Origin of the sequence: Tsuneonella rigui (assembly GCF_003958625.1) — a bacterium.
GTDB lineage: Bacteria > Pseudomonadota > Alphaproteobacteria > Sphingomonadales > Sphingomonadaceae > Tsuneonella > Tsuneonella rigui.
Genome location: NZ_RSEL01000014.1, coordinates 125,154 through 145,044, shown reverse-complemented (window position 1 = coordinate 145,044; position 19,891 = coordinate 125,154). Strand labels below are relative to the sequence as shown.

The following is a 19,891-nucleotide window of genomic DNA, read 5'->3' as shown; positions in this document are numbered from 1 at the left end:
CTCGACCGCCTCGCGCTCGCTCAGACGGCCCTTGATGGCGGGAACGCGCCGGGCCGCCAATACTGGATCGGCAATGATGACGCTCGTGCCGGTCTGCCGGGCGATTGCGCTCGCCGCGGCGCCGGCCGATCCCGCGGGCGCGCTGACCGCCACGCTTTCGGCGTGGGCCGGCGCGCTCACGATTGCGGCGGCAAGGGCAAGGAGGGAGAGCGTGCGCACGGAACTCAGGGCCGGTCGATGATCCATTGTTGGCCATCGCGCCGGACCGTGACGCCGAGCAGGTCCGCGACAGCAGCCGGATCGCTGCGAATGGGACTTACGAGGATGCTGCCGGAAATCGGCCGTGACGCGACTGCGGGAGCGGCCTTGAAAGCGATCCCCGTGCTGCGGGTCAACTCGCTCGCGACGAACGAGAGCGGCGCGTCGTCGAACGTCAACCGCCCTTCGCGCCATTCGCCCACCCGGTCGGTGGCAATGCTGGACAGGCGATAGGCCGATCTCTTCGCCACCCGCAATTGCTGGCCCGGCTCGATCCGCTGAGCGCGGCCTTTCGGGTTGGCGACCACCAGGCCTTCCGACACCGCCACCGTGACCGCCTCGCCCGCCAGCGCGACATCGAACACCGTGCCGGCGTCGACGAACTGCTGGCCGGCGGCGTGCACCACGAAGGGATTGGCGGAATCGTGGCGCACGGTGAACAGCGCCTGCCCGCGTTCGAGCGTCGCGCTGCGGTCGTCATTGCGCGCCAGGCGCAGCTCGCTGCCGCCGGAAAGGGTCACCTGCGTTCCGTCAGACAGCGCGATGTTGCGCACCTCGCCTGCCTCGGTGGTGATCACCTGGCTCTGCCCGCGCCAGCCGACATATGAGAAGCCTGCCACCAGCGCGACCGAGGCGGCTACCGCCAGCCAGCGCGAGGGCCGGCGGACAGGAGCGCTGGCGGGTTCGAAGTCGTTTTGCGCAGGAGGCGGAAGGTCCGCCTCGACCAGCTCGCTCACGCCCGCGTTGACCGCATCATAGGCGCGCGCATGCGCGGGATCTGCCTCCAGCCACGCGGTGAAGCCCTCCCAGTCTTCGAACGCCGGATCGTTCGTGCGAACGGCCCAGGCGATGGCGTCATCGTGCATTCGGTCGTCGCCTGTCATCGGCCATCCCCTTTGGCAGACAAGACGGAGTCGCGCGGCTCAAGCCTCATCGATGCGCTCCTTCACCGTCAGCAGCGCGCGGTAGGCCTGGCGAAGGTCGCTTTCGACCGTGCTCAGGCTGACCCCGAATTCCTCTGCCACGGCGCGCTGCGGCACCCCGTCGATCCGGTGGCGCCGGAAGACTGCCGCCACGCGGGGACCCAGCGCATCGAGCGCGGCGGCCGCCAGCAGGGCGTACTGACGGCCGGTCACGATCCGCTCGGCGGACGGGGCATCCGACACGCCTTCCGCGCCGGACGCCGTCTCCGCCCACGCGCGCTCGCGCTTGCTCGCTTGCTGCGTTGAGCGAAACCGGTCGATCATCGCCAGGTCCGCCGCGCGGAACAGATAAGACACCGGTGAAGCAATCGGGCCGGTGGGCTTCGACGAGATCCTGACCCACAATTCCTGCAGCAAATCCTCGGCATCCTCCCCCGCGCCGCGCGCCCGCAGGAATCGCAGCAGGCGCTCGCGGTTGGCGAGATAGCATGCCTCGAGGCCGTCAGGGGGCTGGCTGGGATTGGCGCGCACGGCGGTGGGGGACCCGGGGAGTTTTGCCGGGCCTCATAGCCGCACTTCGCCGCTTACGAAAGCGAGCGGGTCAGCGCCCTCAGCCCGGACCGGAAGTGCCAGGGTCGAAGTCGAAGGGCTGGTCGGGCTTCTTCTTCGGGTTTTTGCCGCCGAAGTTGTAGCTCAGCGAGAGCAGGGCGATGCGGCCCGGGCCCTCGGCGACCACCCGGCTGCGGCCCGCGGCGGTCGTGACGTCGAACCGCTGCTTTCCGCTATCGAGTAAGTCCTGCACGCTCAGCGACACGCCGAAGCGGTCGGTGAGCTTGCGGTTGTAGCCCAAGTTGAGGATCGGATTGCTGGTGCGATAGCCCTGCGGCAGCAACTGCTTGCCGTTGTAGAACCCGTTCAGCTGGAACAGGTCCTTCTTGCTGGCCTGCCACGTGACCGTCCCGCGAACCGAAGCGGTGGTGCCGCTGCGGGTCTGCGGGAAGCCGGTGGCGCGCAGGTCGAGCAGGATATCGGTCACCGAGGCCGAGAGGTTGTAGGTCACTTCCTTGCCCAGCTTGCCGCTGGCGATCGCCTCGACCCCGCGGCGCCGTGCTCCGGTCAGATTGGCGCGGGTGGTGAGGTAAGTGCCGCCCAGGTCCTCGACGAGATCGGTGATCCCGCCTTGCGAATCGCGCCAGAAGCCGGTGACCGAGAGGTAGAGGCCGCTGCCCTTGCGCAGCTGCCAGGCGAGCTCGAGCGAATCCGTGGTCTCGGGAAGCAGGTTGGGATTGCCGCGCCGGCTGTTCAGCTGGTCGATGTAGACGACATAAGGGTTGAGGTCCTGCGGTCCCGGCCGCTGAATCCGCCGGCTGAAGCTCGCGCGCAGCGAGTGCCCCTTGCCGAGCTCGTAACCGAGATGCAGCGTCGGGTAGGCGCGAAAATAGTCGTTGGTGACCGCGATCGCGTCGGTCACCTGGTTGATCCCGATCTCGGCCTGTTCGAGGCGCAGGCCGGGCTTGGCGCTGAACTCGCCCGACTGGATATCGGCGGTCAGGTACGCCGCACTGACATCCTGGCGGAACTCGAACGCGTTGGTGAGGCTGGGAACCGGGATCAGGCCGCCCGGAGTGGGGCCGCGCGAACCTTCGTTGGCGAAGCTGTCGTTGCGATAGCGTCCTTCGAACCCGGCGTTGATCTTCACATCGTCGGTTAGCGGCCGGTTGTAATCGACCGTGACGCGCTGCTCGCGTTGGGTGAAGGCGTTGTCGATCTGCTCGAAGGTGGTGCCCGCCTCGGGAACGGTGGTCGCTTCGAAGTGGCGCTCGAAGCGCGTGCCGTTCTGGCCGACCTCGATCCTGAAGTTGTGCTCCTTGCCCGGCAGTTCGCGCCGCCACGAAGCCTGTAGGTCGTGGCCGTGCACCCGCACGCGCGCGGCATCTTCGCGTGAGAAGCTCTGCGAGGGATCGTTGCTGACGTAGTCGCCGGTGCGGAAGTTGCGGAAATCGCCGTCCTGATAAGCCGCACTCGCGCTCAGGCGGTCCTTGGGGGTGATGTCGTATTCCGCGCCCACTCGGCCGAAGGCGAATTCGGGGCGATTGGTCTGGACCAGGGTCTGGCGAGTCTCCTCCACGAACCCGTCGGACCGGGTCCGCTCGCGCTCGTCGATCACCTTGCTCTCGCTGCGGAAACGGCCGTACGCGAGGTCGCCGGTCAGCGTCAGCTTGCCGCGCGACATCGCGCCGTTGAGGCTCACCCGCTGGCGGCCCTTGCCTCCGGTGGTCACCCGGACCGTGGCCGAAGTGGTGTCCTTGCGCACGCCTTTGGTGATCAGGTTGATCACCCCGGCCGAACCTTCGGGGCTCATCGACGCGGAGGGATTGGTGATGACCTCCACCCGCTCGATCTGGCTGGCGGGCATGCTGAGGATCGTGTTGGCCCGGCCCTCGCCCTCCATCAGCGCGGAGGGCCGGCCGTCGATGAGAATCCTAACCCCGGAATCGCCGCGCAGGCTGACCCCGCCCTGGAGGTCGACCTCGACCCCCGGCACCGCCCGCAGGGCATCGGCGAGGGTACCCGACTGCGCTGTCAGGTTGCCGGTGATGTCGAAACTGGTCCGGTCGGCCGAACTGCGCACATCGCTGCGCTTCGCCGAGACGACCACTTCCTGGCTGGGCTCGGCCGGGGGCGCCGGCTGCGCTTTGGCCGGCGGAGGAGCAGGTTGAACCTCTTGTGCGGCGAGGGGAGCCAGCGACACCGTCGCCAGCAGCGACGCCGAAAGGCTGGCCCCGGTCCGCAAACTAAGAACCGGAAAACTCTTGGAAAACACTTCGATTACCCCTTGAATCAGTCGCGCGCCTGTGGCACGCCCGTCTCCGCGGCGACGGTTGGTTTCGACCAACGCCTTGGTCCGGTCGATGAGCCGACCAACGACATTTGTTGCGTCACTCTGACTGTTCGGCGGCACCCGGCAGGCGCACCAGAACCCTCAGCCCGCCGGCGTCCGACCGGCCCAGGGTCAGCTCGCCGCCGTGGGAGCGCGCAATCCCGCGCGCGATCGGCAGCCCGAGCCCGACCCCGCCGGTCGCCGGATCGCGGGTCGCATCCCCGCGCTCGAACGGCGTCAGCACCTTCGCGAATGCGGAGGGATCGACCCCGGGTCCAGCGTCCTCGACCAAGAGCATGATGTCGGCCCCATCGCGTTCCAGCCGGCAGCGCACTTTGCCAGCATACTTGATCGCGTTGTCGACCAGGTTCGAGATCATCCGGCGTAGCGCGATCGCGTCGCCGTCGATGAGCAGGGCGGGCGCATCGAGGACTTCGGCGTCCGCTCCGCTATCTTTCCAGTCGTCGGCCACCGAGCGGACGAGAGCGGTGAAATCGAGCCGGTGACGATCGGCCAAGGCCTCCCCGCGCACGAACGCGAGCACGCCTTCGATCATCGCGTCCATCCGCTCGATGTCGGCGGTGATCTTGTCGCGATGCTCGGCCGGCGCATGCTCGGCGCGGAAGCGGATACGGGCGAGCGGTGTGCGCAGATCGTGCGCGATCGCGGCGAGCAGCTTGGTCCGCTCGTCGAGCGCGTCGCGAATCTTGCGCTGCATTTCCGACAGCGCCTCGGCAGCCGCGCGCACTTCGCGCGGGCCGGACCCGGTGAAGGCGGCCGTCGCGTCGCCGCGACCAGCGCGGTCGGCGGTCGCGGCGAATTCCCGGATCGGGCGGACGAGGCGGCGGGTGAACAGCCACGCGAGCGGGACGATGAACAGCCCGTTGAAGGCCAGCCACATGAGCAGCACCGAGCCCGGCCCGGGCCAACCATCGTCCGGCGTGATGACGGTCCAGCGACCGTCGTCCATCCGCACTGCCGCCGCCAGGTCGCCGACGGCGAGCCGCGCATAGTCGGGCGAGGGCGGAACCGGCTCCAGCGGCGTGGTGAGCGGCTCGCGCGCCGCGCGGATCAGCCACGCGCCGCCGGGTATCGGGATCCGGTCCTCGACCAGAACGTCCCCCGGCGAGACCTCGAGCATGGCCGCAAGCGCCGTGCGGAAGCGCCGCTCCCGGCTGTCGTCCTCGTCCCAGCGCTCGGGCGCGGTCGCTCTTGTCTCCGCCCGCAGGGCGAACCCGTTGCGCTCGATCGAACGCTGGGTCCGGACGATCTTTGCTGCGTCCGCGAGCGTGAACGGCTCGTGTCCGCCCGGGAGGAAGTAGAGCACCAAGGCGCCCGCGACTTGCGCCAGGACGGCGGCGGCGACGACAAGGCCAAGCACTTGACCGAACAGCGGGCCACGAGAAAACCGGCTCATTGCCGCACCGGTTTGACCGAGAACATGTAGCCTTCGCTGCGGACGGTGACGATTAGATCGTCCGCGCCGCCGTCCGCGAGCTTCTTGCGCAGGCGGCTCACCTGCACATCGACCGCGCGGTCGAACACATTGGCGTCCGCTCCGAAGGCATAGTCGAGCAACTGGTCGCGGGTGAGCACGCGCAACGGCCGCTCGAGGAAGGCCGACAGCAGCCGGAATTCGCCCGTGGACAAGGCTACACCGACCCCGGCGGGCGTGCGCAGCTCGCGGCGATGCGGATCGAACGTCCAACCGGCAAAGCGATAGCCGCTCGTTGGGGACGGTTTGGCGCCTTCATGCCGCCGCAGGACGGCGCGCACCCGTGCGAGCAGTTCGCGCGGGCTGCATGGCTTGGGGAGGTAATCGTCGGCACCCAGTTCGAGCCCGACGATGCGATCGGTTTCGGCACCGAGAGCGCTGACCATGATCACCGGGATCTGCAAGGCGGACAGGCGGCGGCAGATCGACAGGCCGTCTTCCCCGGGGAGCATCAGGTCGAGCACCACCAGCGCCGGCCGTTCGGCGGCGATCAGGCGGTCCATCTCCGTCCCGTTGGGCGCGCGGGCGATGCGATAGCCGTGCTGGCCTAGGAAGTCCCCGATCAGCTCACGGATCTCGGGATCGTCGTCAACGAGCAACACGAGGTCCGACAGTACCATCTCAGCCTTGTCCATTGCCGACTCCTCGGGGTGCGGTGTTTCTCAAGTATTGCAGCGCCGCAACAAACGGAAACGCCCCGACAAACCCCGGCAAAATCGCCGGCGCATCGATCTCCCCACAAGGAGATTGCCACCGATGCTCGAGCTCGAAAATGTCAGCCACGTCTATCCCAACGGCACCCGCGCGCTCGACGGAATCACGATCTCGATCCCGCGCGGGATGTTCGGCCTGCTCGGCCCCAACGGTGCGGGCAAATCGACCTTGATGCGCACCGTGGCCACGCTGCAGACGCCGACCGAGGGCGCGATCCGCTTCGACGGCATCGACGTGATCCGCGAGCCCGAACGGCTCCGGATGACACTCGGCTACCTGCCGCAAGATTTCGGGGTCTACCCGCGCGTGTCAGCCTACGACATGCTTGACCACCTGGCGGTGCTCAAGGGCATTGCCTCGGCTGCGGACCGCAAGGAAACCGTCGAAGCGCTGCTCGCACAGACGAACCTGTGGCCGGTGCGCAAGAAGGCGCTGACGACCTATTCAGGCGGCATGCGGCAGCGGTTCGGCATCGCGCAGGCGCTGATCGGCAATCCGCGGCTGATCGTGGTCGACGAGCCCACCGCGGGCCTCGACCCCGAAGAGCGCAACCGTTTCCTCAACCTGCTGGCCGAGATCGGCGAGAACGTGGTCGTGATCCTCTCCACGCACATCGTCGAGGACGTGTCCGACCTGTGCCCGCGGATGGCGGTGATCGCGGGCGGGCGGATCGAGATGACCGGCGCGCCGGCGGAGCTCATCCGCCAAACCTCCGGCACGATCTGGATGAAGGAGATCGACCGCGCCGAACTGGAGCCGTTGCGCGAGACGCGGCGGGTCATCTCGACCCGGCTATTCGCCGGGCGGACGATCGTACACATCCTGTCCGAGGGCGATCCCGGGGACGGCTTCCGGCCGGTCGAGGGTAGTCTGGCCGATGTCTACTTCGCGACCCTGGCGCAATCGCGCCGGGCGGCCTGACGGAGGCCGCAATGTTCCTCCAGATCGCCCGGTTCGAGGTCCGCTATCTCCTGCGCAATCCGCTCCTGTGGCTGACCGCCGCGGCGGTGTTCTTGCTGCCCTTCGCTTCGCTCGCATTGGGTCTTGGGCTTGAGGAGGACATCCGAGTCTTCAAGAACTCGGCCTATGAGGTGATCAGCAAGTACCGGATCATCTCGTGCCTGTTCATGTTCGTGACCACCGTGTTCGTCTCGAACATCGTGCTGCGCGACGACGAGACCGAGTTCGCGCCGATCCTGCGCTCCACCGGCATCGGCAAGTTCGACTATCTGTTTGGTCGGTTCGCCGGCGCGATTGTGGTGGTCGCGCTGTGCCTGGCGCTGGTGACGCCCGGCATCGTCATCGGCTCGTGGATGCCGGGGGCGGAGCTGATCGGCCTGAACCGGCTGGGCGATCACCTCTACGCCTACTTCCTCATCGCGTTGCCGAATGTGATCATCACGGCGTCGATCTTCTTCGCACTCGCAACGATGACGCGCTCGATGACCGCGACTTACGTTGGGCTGGTCGTGTTCCTCGGCACCTACTTCACGCTGCTTGGCGCGGTGGGCGGACGGGCGGACCTGGCGGGCGTAGCCGCGCTGCTCGATCCGTTCTCCGGCCGCGCGTTCGAGAACGTGGTGCGGTACTGGACCCCGCCCGAACGCAACGTCCAGCTGCCGCCGTTCGCAGGCGCCTTGCTCCACAACCGGATCATTTGGCTGACCGTTTCCGCAGCGTTCCTGACCCTCGCCTATTGGAGCTTCGACTTCGCGCGCAGCGGCCGTTCGCGCGGCGCGCGGCGGAGGAAGCGCGCGGAGCAACTGGCGGCTACCTTGGACAGCGAGTCGGTGCGAGTATCCGAGACTCACCGCCGGTTACCCGGGCCGTCCTACGGCCCGAGGGCGAAGTGGGCGCTGCTCACACGGTGCATCCGGTTCGAAGCGTGGCAAGTGCTGAAGAGCCCCGCGTTCCTGATCCTCCTGCTCTACACGATCTTCCTGTCGCAGTTCCTGCTGATCGGCGACCGCAACGGCGACGGCTCGCCGACCTATCCGCTCGCTACCAACCTGATCCCGCGGCTGCAGGAAGTGTTTCTCGTCATCCCGCTCGCGATCATCATCATTTACACCGGGGAGCTGGTCTGGCGCGAGCGCGACCGGCGCATGCACGAGATCATAGACGCCGCGCCCCAGCCCAACTGGGCGTACTTGATACCCAAGACCCTCGCGGTCGGGCTGGTCATGTTTCTGCTCTACACCGCGAGCGTCGCGGCAGCGATCGCGGTGCAGCTCGCCGAGGGCTTCCCGCGCCTCGATCTCGCGACTTACGGGCTGTTGTTTCTGGCGCCGATGACGTGGGACGCGCTGCTGATGATCGCGCTGGCGACGCTGGTTCAAGTGCTCAGTCCGCACAAATACATCGGCTGGGGCGTGATGGTGCTGTGGGGGGTCGCGCAGTTCGCCGGGGTGCTGCCCGATCACAACCTGCTCAACTATGCCGGCGTCCCGCCGACCCCGCTCAGCGACATGGATGGCGGTTCTTCGTTCTGGGAAGCAGCCTGGCTCTTCCGCGTATACTGGGGCGCCTGCGCGGTCCTGCTGCTGGTGATCGCGCACCTGCTATGGCGGCGCGGGACCGCCTCGGCCCTCATGCCGCGTGTGAGGTCGGCGGTTCGGCGGCTGCCGGGGCCGAGCCGACTTATCGGCGGGGGCGCGCTGGCCGCGTTCGCAGCGACCGGTGCCTTTGCATTCTACAACACGAACATCCTCAACCGGTACGAGACGGCCCAGTCGGCCAACGAGTACCTCGCTGGATACGAGAAAGCCTACCGGCGCTACGCGGACCTGCCGCAGCCGTCGGTCACGCATATGACGGTCGCCATCGATCTCCATCCGGAGGCTCGCCGAGCGAACGTCACCGGTAGCTACAAGATCGCGAACCTGACCGACCGGCCGATCGACACGGTGCATGTGCGGATGGATGACCGCGCCCTCGCGCTCACGCGGATTGCCGTACCAGGCGCGACCCTGGTGCACCACGACCGCGACCACGATTATCGCATTTTTCGCTTCCATCGGCCGATGGCACCGGGTGAGACCCGCCGGGTCACGTTCGCGACCGAGCGATGGCATCGTGGGTTCGCCAATGGCGCCCCCGACGTGACCATCGCCGAAAACGGCACCTTCCTCACTGCCAAGGATCTGCTTCCGGCGATCGGCGTGCACACCCAGCCGCTGGTCATCGACGCCAAGGTGCGCGAGCAGTTCGGCTTGCCTCCCGCGCGGCGTGCTCCGCTCGAAGACTTCGCGGCGACGCGCAATCCGGCCGACGGCCAGTCCTGGTCCACCGCCGACATCACCCTGTCGACGCGGGCCGATCAGACCCCGGTCGCGCCCGGGCAGCGGATATCGGATAGCGTTCGAGGCGACCGGCGGATCGCCCGCTTCGTCTCCGACAGGCCGATCCGCACCGGCCTCGCGGTCCAGTCGGCCCGCTATGCCGTGAAGCGGGTGCGCGCGGAGGGAGTGGATTTCGAGGTCTTCTATCATCCCGCGCATGTGTGGAATGTCGACCGGATGCTGTCGGCCATGCGCACCTCACTGGCGTACTATCGGACCAATTTCGGCCCCTACCAGTTCCCGCAGATCCGCATCGTTGAGTTCCCCGGCTATGGCCGCAACTTCGCGCAGGCGTTCGCGAATACGATCCCTTATTCGGAGACGGTGGGCTTCGACGCCGATCTGCGGGCGGCCGACGCGGTCGACGAGATCACCCCGATGACCGCCCACGAACTGGCCCACCAGTATTGGGCGCACCAAGTTACGCCGGCGGCCATGGAGGGCAGCCTCGTGCTGTCCGAGACGCTGGCCCAGTACTCGGCGATGATCGTGCTCAAGCGCACACTCGGCAGGGAGCGGGCCAACCTCAGGCTGAGGGATCAGCTCGACAGCTATCTCGCTTACAGGGCATGGTCGAAGCAGCCGGAGGTCCCGCTCGCGCGGGCGGAAACGCAGAATTACGTGATCTACAACAAGGGCGCACTGGTCATGAACCTCATGGCCGAGCGCCTGGGCGAGGACGCGGTCAATCGTGCCCTGCGCAACCTCCTCCACCGGTACCGGTTCAGGGGCGCGCCCTATCCGCGATCGGAGGACCTCGTGACCGCCCTGCGTAAGGAAGCTCGCAGCCGTCAGGATCAGGCGCTGACCACGGACCTGTTCGAGCGAATTGCCCTGTACGACCTCAAGGTCGACAAGCCGACTGCACGCCGCCGTACCGACGGCAAGTGGCTTGTCCGGGTGCCCGTGGTGGCCCGCAAGCGCTACGTCGATGCGCGGGGTGGCGAGCATGGTGCTCCACTCAACGACACTATCGAAGTCGGCCTTTTCGCGCCGCGAGCGGGCAGCGATGTCTTGGACGCGCGCAGCGTGGTCTTGCTCCGCCGATACCCAATCCGGTCCGGAAGGCAGGAGCTCACCTTTGTGGTGGACCGGAAGCCGTCCTACGCGGGCATCGATCCCTTCGCCCTCTACATCGACCGCGACATCGGCGACAACATCGCGGCCGTGGTCGCTCAAGAGTAGTCGTGCCGCACTTTGCCTAGCGCTTCCACGCGGTGTCGCCCGGCAAACCCATCCGCTCGGCCGCTTGCCAGGCGGGCGAGGAGCGATCTTTCACGTGTTCGGGCAGGCGTCCCATCGCCTTGACCAGCACGCGGTCGCGGAGCGTCAGGTCGAATTCGCGGCCTAGCTCCAGCCGCTCGCGGACGGCACGGGGCACGATCGACACGGCGGCGCGGGCGAGCGATCGGTGGAGGAAGCGCGGGACGCTGGGCGCGGCGCGGCCGGACTGGATGATCTCGAGGAACTCGCGGTTGATCGGGTGCGGCTCGAAGCGCGGCAACAGGCGCTCCATCATGCGGTGGAAGTCCGCCTCCGAATGCGGGATCTCGGTGACGCCGTAGAGTTCGGCGATCGCAGTCCCTTCGTGCCAGAAGCGGTCCTTCTCGGCCGACGGCAATCGCCGGACGAAGCGGTCGTAGGCGGTCAGGAAGCCGTACTGCGCGGTTGCCGAGACCCAGTTGAGCAGCTCGGGATCAAGCGCGCGGTAGTCTTCGCCCGACGGTGTCTTGCCGGCGACCTTGGCGTGCATCCGGTTGACCCCGCCGATCACCTGCCGCGCGACGCTCTTGGGGCCATAGACGCCGACCATCGCCGCCATGCCGGTGCGCTGGGAGCGGCCGATCGGGTCGACCTTGTAGATCGAGTGGTCCCACACGCCCGAACGGATGCGCGCATCGGCGAATTCGAGCAGCACCGCTGCCACCCCGCCCACCGCGAGCGCGACGGGGTTCTTGAACACCTTCCACTGGATCGAGTCCGGCGCGAGATATGCCTTCTCGCCCTTCGGCCTGGAGAAATCGATCGTGGGCATCGTCTTCACGCGGGTCATCTGGTTCATCGAATGCATCCGCTCTTGAACGGCAGTGTCCGAGTTGTTATCAAATCTGATAAGTCCTCGCAAGGAGCGTGCAATGAATCTCGAATGGTCGCCCGAGGAGCAGGCGTTCGCCGAAGAGATGCGCGCGATCATAATCCGCGAGCTCGATGAGGGCCTGCGCGATGCGGGGTTGCGCGCGACCAGCGTATATCCCGATCACGAGGCGTCGATGGCGTGGCAGGCCAAGCTTCACGCGGCCGGCCTCGCCGCGCCCCATTGGCCGGTCGAGCATGGCGGGCGGGACTGGAGCGCGGCGCAGCACTACCTTTTCAACCGCGCGCGGGCCGAGGCGGGGGCGCCTTCGCTCTCGCCGATGGGCATCCACATGGTCGCGCACGTGATTGCGGCGTTCGGGACGCCCGCGCAGAAGGACTACTTTCTGCCGCGCATCCTCACCGGCGAGGTCTTCTTCTGCCAAGGGTATTCGGAGCCAAACGCCGGATCCGATCTCGCCGCGCTGCAGATGAGCGCGGTGCCCGACGGCGACGACTTCGTGCTCAACGGCTCGAAGATCTGGACCACCCACGCGCAGGAGGCGAACTGGATCTTCTGCCTCGTGCGCACGTCTAGCGAGGGACGGCGGCAGGAGGGCATCACCTTCCTGCTGGTGCCGATGGACCAGCCGGGCGTGACGGTGCGGCCGCTCACCATGCTGTCGGGCGAGACTGTGCAGAACCAGGTGTTCTTCGACGACGCGCGCTCGTCGCGCGCGAATGTGATCGGCGAAGTCGGCCAGGGGTGGCGGGTGGCGAAGTACCTGCTCGAGTTCGAGCGCGGCGGCGCCTACTCCGCGGGCCTGCGCGTGCGGGCCGATGCGCTGGCCGACGAGGCCGCCACCGCCCGCGCGGGGGACCGCGCGCTGATCGACGTGCCCGCCTTCCGCCATAAGCTCGCCCGGGCGATGACGCGGATCGACGTGCTCGAGGTGATGGAGCTGCGGTTGCTGTCGGCCGCCGGCAAGGGCCAGAGCGTCGGCGCGATGTCCTCGCTGATGAAGATCATGGGCACCGAGCTCGCCCAGCACCTGACCGAGCTGGCACTCGAAGCCGCTGGGCCCACCGGCACCGCATTCCAGCCGCACGCCGCGCGGCCGGGCGCGGAAGTGCCGGGCTATGAAGCGCCCGTCGACGGACACGTGTCGGGGGAGGACTGGCAGGCGATCGCGCCGCTGCGCTACCTCAACGAACGCGCCGGATCGATCTACGCTGGATCGAACGAAATCCAGCGCAACATCCTCGCCAAGCACGTGCTCGGACTCTAGCGCGCCAGCCGCGCGGTGGCGTAGCGGTCGATGTGCAGGTCGGCGGTGCCGAGGCGGTTCTCGATCACGGTCGCGCGCTTGAAATAGTGCCCGACCCGGAGTTCCTCGGTCAGCCCCATCGCGCCGTGGAGCTGCACCGCCTCCTGCCCGATCAGTCGGAGCGCCTCGCCCACGGTCGCCTTGGCAGCCGAAACCGCTGCAGGATCGTCGACCTTGAGCGCGGCGAGCAGCGCGGCGGCAGAGATCTGCTCACTGGCGATATACATGTCGACCATCCGGTGCTGCAGCGCCTGGAACGCGGCGAGCGGCTGGCCGAACTGCTTGCGCTCGTTGGCATAAGCGACGGTGTCGGCCACCATTACTTCCGCATGCCCCGACGCCTCGCCGCAAATCGCGGCGGTGGCACGGTCGATGGCGGACTGGAGCGCTGGCAGCACCTCGGTCCCGCGGGCGATCAACGCCGCGTCCCGCAGTTCGATACCGTCGAGCAACAGGTCCCCCGCCGGCGTATCGTCGATCAGCCGGTAAGGCCGCAAAGCTTGGGCCATCTGCTCAGTCCCGGCTGCGAACAGCGCGAAATCCTCGCCGATTCGCGCCGGGATCAGCAGCAGCTCGGCCTGCGCCGCGAACGGCACCGCCAGCTTGCGGCCGTGCAGGCGCCAACCGCCGTCGATCGGTCCCGCAGCCGCTTCGATCGCAGAGATATCGCCGCGCGTCTGCGCTTCCTCGACCGCCAGGACGGCAAGCAGGCTGCCGTCAGCGATCCGCGCGACCGTCGCCGCTTGGCCGAGCGCCAGCAGTGCATGCCCGGCGAGGACGAAGCAATCGACGTAGGGCGTCACCGCCAGGCTTCGGCCGAGGGCGGCGGCGACGATCATCTCCTCCTGCGCTCCGCCGCCGAACCCGCCGACCGCTTCGGGCAGCCCCGCTCCGGCAACGCCCAGTTCGCCGCGCAGCTCGTTCCAGAACGCCAGCATCGCACCGGCGTCTTGTCCGCGGCGGCGGTCGAACGGGAGATTGCGCGCGAGGTAGCCGTCGAGGGCCTGCCGGAGGAGCTGCTGGTTGTCGCTGGGCTGAAGGTCCATGCCGCTCCCTAGCCCGCCTCGCCGCTAATTATCAAGTCTGATAATTTATCTGAGCAGGCCGGCCAGGAGGGTTTCGACCGTCTGCGCCCGATAACGCTCGTGCAGCGCCTCGTTGGCTTCGGGAATGCCTCCGAACACCGCCGACAGAGTAAAGCGGTTCGAATAGAGCCCGTCGGCCGAGCCGATGGTGTTGAAGTAGAACAGCTTGGGGTCGACCGCGCGGAACTCGCCTTTGGCGATACCCTCTTCGATGATCCGTTGCTGGGCGCCGGCGATCGGCTTGAGCAATTCCTCGGCGATGTGGTGCACGCGCTCTGGCGTGGCATCGCGCACCATCGCCTGGATCAGCCGGTTCAAATAGGGGATGCGGTAGTAGGTATCGACGATCCCGCTGAGGTGGATCCGCATCCGCTCGGTCGGGGTGACGTCGAGCTGGAACAGCGCTTCGAGCTGGTGGATGGCGTGCATGACATCGCGGTCCAGCAGCGCGAGCAGCATGCCTTCCTTGCTGCCGAAATAGTAGCGGATCATCCCATGATTGACGCTCGCGCGCGCGGCGATGTCGAGGATGCCGATCTCGACCGTGTCCTGCTCGCGCATCAGCGCGCTCGCCGCATCGAGCAGCGCATCGCGGATCGCGCCCTTCTCCACGCGCTTGCCGGCTTCGATGCTCACTACGGTTGCTTCCCCCTCTGCGACAAAGTTCACAACAGCATCATCGGGCCGCCGGTGCAATGACCCCTTGCGTAACCTATCAGAGCTGATAATCTATCAGAAATGATAACGACCGCAACGATCGCGGTTGGGCAGGGGAGAAGACCGATGGCGAAGACGTCACTGTTCCGTTCGTGGTTACTGGCTGGCAGCGGCCTGGTCGCGGCAGGCATCGCCCAACCGGCATTCGCGCAGAGCGCAGCTCCCGCCGTGGAGGACGGCGCGCAAACCGACAGCGGCGCGATCGTCGTGACTGCAAACCGGCGCGAGGAAAGCATCACCGACGTCGGCATCGCGGTGCAGGCGTTCACCGGGGATCAGTTGTCCGAGCTGCGGGTGACCTCGACCGAGGACCTGCAGGTCCTCGTCCCCAGCCTCAACGTCTCGCGCGGCTACCAGGGCATCCCGATCTACACCCTGCGGGGAATCGGCTTCAACACGATCAACCTGTCCGCCACATCCACCGTCGGCACCTACCAGGACGAGGTCGCGCTCGCCTACCCGTTCATGAACAGCGGCCCGGTCTATGACCTCGAGCGGGTCGAGGTGCTCAAGGGACCGCAGGGCACACTTTATGGCCGCAATACTACCGGTGGCCTCGTCAACTTCATCAGCGCCAAGCCCGAGATGGGCGCGTTCGGTGGGCATCTGGCGGTCGACATCGGCGGCGAGCAGACCCTCAACAGCGAAGGGCACCTCAATGTGCCGATGGGCGATGCGGTCGCCGCGCGGGTGGCGTGGCGGACCGAAGACAGCTGGGACGGCTGGCAGCACTCGATCACTCGCGACGACACACTGGGCGAAGTGCATCGCTACGGCGGGCGCCTGACCGTCACCGCGAACCCGGTGCCCGACATGAAGATCGAGCTCGCGGGCAACTTCTGGATCAACAAGTCCGACACTCTCGCGGCGCAGGCGGTCGGCTTCACCCCGAACACCGATCCCGCTAACGGCACGCTGTTCAGCCTGTTCAACGCGCCGGGCCTTCCCGCCTACGTCGCCGCCAACCGGCCCAACTGGACGAGCACCACCGCCGACTGGCAGGACGAGACCGCGCGCGCGCAGAATATCGGCCGCGGCACGGGCATCGACCGGCCCAACCAGGAAGACAGCAACTTCGCCGGCTTCCGCGGGCTGCTGCAATTCGACTTCCTGCCCAACGTCAGCTTCATCTCGCTCACCGGCTACAACCACGTGAAGCGCGACGCGACTTACGATTGGAGCGGCGCGCCCTTCGAGATCCTCAGCCAGCGCGCCGAGGGCCGGATCAACTCGCTGTCGCAGGAAGTGCGCTTCCAGGGCACTGCGGGCCCCGCCGAATGGGTGGTCGGCGCCTATTACGCCAACGACAAGGTGATCGACACCAACCAGACGCTGCTCGGCCAGAACGCCAACGTCGGCGCGGTGCGCGCGCTGATCCTGCAGCTCGGCCTGCTCAACACGCCCTTCAATTCGCCGGGCTACACCGCGACCGACGTCGCGCAATCGTTCCGCACCTACCGCGACACGGCCAACTTCGACGTCGAGACGATGAGCGCCTTCGCCAGCGCCGACTTGACGCTGACCCCAACGCTGAAGCTCACCACCGGCATCCGCTACACGAAGGACCGGCAGGACTACGAAGGCTGTTCGCGCGACTTCAACGGTTCGATGCTGCCCAACGTCAACCTGTTCAACCGGGCGTTCTTCTTCCAGGTCTACGGCGCCTTCACCGCGCCGATCGCGGCGAACCAGTGCAACACCTTCGACGTCGTCACCAAGACCTTCGGCCCGGTGACCTCGACGCTGAAGGAAGACAACGTCGCGTGGCGCGGCGCGCTGACGTGGGAGCCCAACGACGACACTCTGGTCTATGCCTCGGTCTCGCGCGGCTACAAGTCGGGCTCGACCCCGGTCAACGCGGCCAACATCGCGACCCAGAACGGCCCCGCGCGGCAGGAGCAGCTCACCGCGTACGAGCTCGGCACCAAGCTGAGCCTCGCCGACCGGCGGTTCTATGTGAACGCCGCGGCGTTCTACTACGATTACAGCGACAAGCAGCTCGCCGTGTATTTCGCCGATCCGATCTACACCACGCTGCTGCGGCTCGATAACATCCCCAAGTCGCGCGCCTATGGCCTCGACGGTGATGCCAACTGGCGGGTGACCGACGCGCTGACGCTGTCGATCGCGGCGACCTGGCTCAAGACCGAGATCCAGGGCTACCAGGGCATCAACGCCGCTGGGCGGCCGCTGAACTATGACGGGTACGAATTCCCCTATAGCCCGCGCTTTTCGGGCGCGGCGACGGTGACCTACGATACGCCGGTGTCGAGCACCCTCGGCCTGCGCGCGATCGTCAACGGGCGCTACCAGTCGAAGACCTCGAGCACGATCGAGGACTTCGCTCCGCTGGCGATCCCGTCCTACGGCCTGCTCAACGCCAGCCTCGCGCTCTATTCGCAGGACGGGAAGTGGGAGGCGTCGATTTGGGGCCGCAACATCTCGGACGAATACTACTGGGCATCGGCGGCGACCAATGCCAACACTGCGGTGCGCTTCCCGGGGCGCAGCGCCAGCTACGGAGCGACGGTGAAGGTCAACTTCTGATCCGATGAGCGACGATCTTCCGCCCTTCCGGCCGCTGCCGCAGAAGCCGGCCGACGCCTCGCTCGAGGCGCGGCCGGACGGCAGCTACGTGGTGCGGTCGAACCATGTGCCGGGAGAGGTGCCGGGCACGCTCGGCGATATCTTCCGAATGCGGGCGGCCGAGCATCCCGACCGCGACTGGGTGTTCGAACGCGAGCCGGGGCACGGCCCGTGGCGCGGAATGACCTATGGCGAGGCGCGCAAGGCGGCGGACTCGATCGGCCAGTGGCTGCTCGATGCGGGCCTCGCGCCGGGCGACACGGTGATGGTGATTTCGGGCAACTCGGTCGAGCACGCGCTCCTGATGCTCGCCTGCTACACCACCGGCATCGCCATCGCGCCGGTTAGCGCGGCCTACAGCCTGATGTCGCAGGACCACGCCAAGCTGCTGCATTGCGCCGCGCTGCTGCGGCCCAAGGCCGTGTTCGCCCGCGACGGCGCGCAGCACGCGGCCGCGCTGGCGAAGATGCGCGCGGCCAATCCGGGCCTCATCGTCATCAGTTCCGATTGCGAGCCCGAAGGCGCGGTCGATTTCGCCAAGCTGCTGATGGCCACGCCCGGCGCCGCGCTCGACGCTGCAGCTGCGGGCGTGACGATCGATACAGTCGCCAAGTACCTCTTCACCTCGGGCTCAACCGGCATGCCCAAGTGCGTGCCGCAGACGCACAAGATGATGACCGCGGTCATCGCCGGCGCCGAAGGGCTTGCCGACCGCCCGCGCGAAGAGCGGGTGACGCCGATCTCGCTCGACTGGATGCCGTGGAGCCACATCAGCGGCGGCAACATCTTCTTCAACGGCACCATCTGGGCCGGCGGGACCATGTACCTCGATGAAGGGCGCCCGGTCCCCGGCCTGTTCGAGACCACGATCAAGAACCTCTACGAAGTCTCGCCGACCGGCTTCGGCTCCGCCCCGGTGGCCTTCGCCATGCTCGCCGATGCGATGGAGAAGGACGAGCGCCTGCGCGCTCCGTTCTTCAAGAACCTGCAGTCGATGGGCTACGGCGGTGCAACGCTGTCGGACGATCTCTACGACCGACTACAGGCGCTCGCGGTGGCCGAGACCGGCGAGCGGTTGGCGATCACCACGATGTACGGCGCAACCGAGACGCAGGGCGTGACGATGGTCCACTGGGTGGTCGACCGGGTCGGGCTGATCGGCCTGCCGATGCCGGGCGTGGAGTTGAAGCTCGCCCCAAGTGGCGACAAGATGGAGGTGCGGGTCAAGGGCGCCAGCGTCACCACCGGCTATTTGGGCGGCGACAAGCCGGCCAGCGAGGTGTTCGACGAGGAGGGCTTCTACCGTCGGTGACGCAGCGCGCTTCGTCGACCCGGACGACATCAACCGCGGCCTGCTGTTCGACGGTCGGGTGGCGGAGGACTTCAAGCTGTCGAGCGGGACCTGGGTCTCGGTCGGCACGCTGCGGCCCGATGTCGTCGCGGCGTGCAGCTCGCTGGTCTACGACGTGGTCGTCGCGGGTCACGACCGGTCGGAGATTGGATTACTCGTCTGGCCCTCGCCAGCGGCGGCGCAGCGTTTTACCCAGGAGACGGATGGCATGGCCGCTCTCGTGCGGAAAATTGCGCAGCGTCTCGCGACGTTCAACGGCGAGAATCGGGGCAGCTCGCGCAAGATCGGCCGCTTTGTGCTGTTGCGCGATCCGCCATCGCTCGATGCCGGCGAGATCACGGACAAAGGCTACATCAACCAGCGCACGGTGCTCGAACGGCGATTTGCCACGGTCGCCGACTTGTTTGCCGGCGGGCCCGACGTGACGCTTATCGCTTAGACACGAGCTACACCGGTTCGAGCGCGTAGCCGGCCGACCGGAACGTACGGACGGGATCGTCGATCCCCGGCAGGGCGATCGCGATCCGAAGGCGGCGGATGTGGACGTCGACTGTGCGTTCGCTGATTTCGCTTTCCTGGCCCCACACCGCATCGAGCAGCTGACCGCGGGACATGACCCGGCGGGGATTTTCCATGAAATGCTTGAGCAGGCGGTACTCGGTCGGGCCGAGCCGGAGCACGCCGCCGCGGCGTTCGACGCGGTGTGCGACGGGGTCGAGCCGCAGGTCGCCGACTTCGAGCGTTTCGCCCGCCAGCGCCGGCCGCACTCGGCGCAGGACCGCCGACACTCGTGCGAGCAGTTCGCGCGGCGAGAAGGGCTTGGTGAGGTAGTCGTCGGCCCCGGTTTCGAGCCCGCGCACGCGGTCATCCTCCGCCTCGCGCGCGGTCAGCATGATGATCGGCACCCGCGCGGTTTCGGGGGCTCGGCGCAGTCTGCGGCAGACCTCGATCCCGCTGGTGCCCTCGATCATCCAGTCGAGGATGACGAGGTCGGGCGTGTCCTCGGCCGCCAGCTCCAGCGCTTCGTCGCCGTCGGCAGTCACCCGCACCGTGTAGCCTTCGCTGACGAAGCGGTATTCGAGCAGCTCGGCGAGCGACGGGTCGTCCTCGACCAGCAGGAGCTTGGGCGCGGTCACAGC

At 67.3% G+C, this 19,891-nt stretch carries 16 protein-coding genes; 6 read left to right on the top strand and 10 right to left on the bottom strand.

The features are described from left to right. The 6 genes from ELY12_RS06900 to ELY12_RS06875 all read right to left on the bottom strand — a co-directional run. The coding region (locus ELY12_RS06900; protein ID WP_164549433.1) for a hypothetical protein at positions 1 to 219 on the bottom strand (219 nt) is incomplete at its 3' end. A 5-nt stretch (positions 220 to 224) separates the two neighbouring features. Continuing rightward, entirely contained in the window at positions 225 to 1,142 is a 918-nt protein-coding gene (locus ELY12_RS06895; protein WP_126175956.1) for a FecR family protein, read from the bottom strand. Positions 1,143 to 1,181: 39 nt separating this feature from the next. Beyond that, complete coding sequence (locus ELY12_RS06890) at positions 1,182 to 1,712, bottom strand: RNA polymerase sigma factor (protein ID WP_126175955.1); 531 nt, start codon at positions 1,710 to 1,712, stop codon at positions 1,182 to 1,184. A gap of 79 nt (positions 1,713 to 1,791) precedes the next feature. Further along, the gene (locus ELY12_RS06885) at positions 1,792 to 3,933 is read right to left on the bottom strand and encodes a TonB-dependent receptor domain-containing protein (protein WP_164549432.1); all 2,142 of its coding nucleotides are present in this window, start codon (positions 3,931 to 3,933) and stop codon (positions 1,792 to 1,794) included. Between the two features lie 187 nt (positions 3,934 to 4,120). Further along, positions 4,121 to 5,479: an ATP-binding protein gene (locus ELY12_RS06880; protein ID WP_126175953.1), complete on the bottom strand. Its 1,359-nt coding sequence runs from the start codon at positions 5,477 to 5,479 to the stop codon at positions 4,121 to 4,123. Further along, entirely contained in the window at positions 5,476 to 6,192 is a 717-nt protein-coding gene (locus ELY12_RS06875; RefSeq protein ID WP_126175952.1) for a response regulator, read from the bottom strand. Before ELY12_RS06875 ends, ELY12_RS06880 begins: the two co-directional genes overlap by 4 nt. Before the next feature lie 121 nt (positions 6,193 to 6,313). Here ELY12_RS06875 and ELY12_RS06870 point away from each other — a divergent pair, with 121 nt between their 5' ends. After that, positions 6,314 to 7,192, top strand: a complete 879-nt coding sequence (locus ELY12_RS06870; protein ID WP_126175951.1) for an ABC transporter ATP-binding protein — start codon at positions 6,314 to 6,316, stop codon at positions 7,190 to 7,192. 11 nt (positions 7,193 to 7,203) lie between these two features. Continuing rightward, a complete protein-coding gene (locus tag ELY12_RS06865) occupies positions 7,204 to 10,797 on the top strand; it encodes an ABC transporter permease/M1 family aminopeptidase (RefSeq protein WP_126175950.1) in 3,594 nt (1,197 codons plus the stop codon). Between the two features lie 16 nt (positions 10,798 to 10,813). On the opposite strand, the gene ELY12_RS06860 is transcribed toward ELY12_RS06865, so the two are convergent. After that, entirely contained in the window at positions 10,814 to 11,674 is an 861-nt protein-coding gene (locus ELY12_RS06860; RefSeq protein WP_241229758.1) for an oxygenase MpaB family protein, read from the bottom strand. 73 nt (positions 11,675 to 11,747) lie between these two features. Here ELY12_RS06860 and ELY12_RS06855 point away from each other — a divergent pair, with 73 nt between their 5' ends. Beyond that, a complete protein-coding gene (locus ELY12_RS06855) occupies positions 11,748 to 12,974 on the top strand; it encodes an acyl-CoA dehydrogenase family protein (protein WP_126175949.1) in 1,227 nt (408 codons plus the stop codon). On the opposite strand, the gene ELY12_RS06850 is transcribed toward ELY12_RS06855, so the two are convergent. Together ELY12_RS06850 and ELY12_RS06845 are read right to left on the bottom strand one after the other, a co-directional pair. After that, positions 12,971 to 14,059, bottom strand: a complete 1,089-nt coding sequence (locus tag ELY12_RS06850) for an acyl-CoA dehydrogenase family protein (protein WP_126175948.1) — start codon at positions 14,057 to 14,059, stop codon at positions 12,971 to 12,973. The genes ELY12_RS06855 and ELY12_RS06850 overlap by 4 nt on opposite strands. Before the next feature lie 45 nt (positions 14,060 to 14,104). Continuing rightward, positions 14,105 to 14,734, bottom strand: coding sequence for a TetR family transcriptional regulator (locus ELY12_RS06845; RefSeq protein WP_126175947.1), 630 nt, complete (start codon positions 14,732 to 14,734; stop codon positions 14,105 to 14,107). Between the two features lie 147 nt (positions 14,735 to 14,881). Between ELY12_RS06845 and ELY12_RS06840 the strand changes: the two genes are divergently transcribed. The 3 genes from ELY12_RS06840 to ELY12_RS14410 are packed head-to-tail and all read left to right on the top strand — an operon-like array spanning position 14,882 to position 19,191. Next, positions 14,882 to 17,362: a TonB-dependent receptor gene (locus ELY12_RS06840; protein ID WP_126175946.1), complete on the top strand. Its 2,481-nt coding sequence runs from the start codon at positions 14,882 to 14,884 to the stop codon at positions 17,360 to 17,362. Between the two features lie 4 nt (positions 17,363 to 17,366). Further along, positions 17,367 to 18,713 carry an AMP-binding protein gene (locus ELY12_RS06835; RefSeq protein WP_206435787.1) on the top strand — a complete coding sequence of 449 codons (1,347 nt, stop codon included), beginning with the start codon at positions 17,367 to 17,369 and terminating at the stop codon, positions 18,711 to 18,713. A gap of 58 nt (positions 18,714 to 18,771) precedes the next feature. Next, a complete protein-coding gene (locus ELY12_RS14410) occupies positions 18,772 to 19,191 on the top strand; it encodes a hypothetical protein (protein ID WP_206435786.1) in 420 nt (139 codons plus the stop codon). Positions 19,192 to 19,198: 7 nt separating this feature from the next. Here ELY12_RS14410 and phoB read toward each other — a convergent pair whose 3' ends face one another. After that, the gene (gene phoB / locus ELY12_RS06830) at positions 19,199 to 19,888 is read right to left on the bottom strand and encodes a phosphate regulon transcriptional regulator PhoB (RefSeq protein WP_126175945.1); all 690 of its coding nucleotides are present in this window, start codon (positions 19,886 to 19,888) and stop codon (positions 19,199 to 19,201) included. Positions 19,889 to 19,891 lie beyond the last annotated feature (3 nt).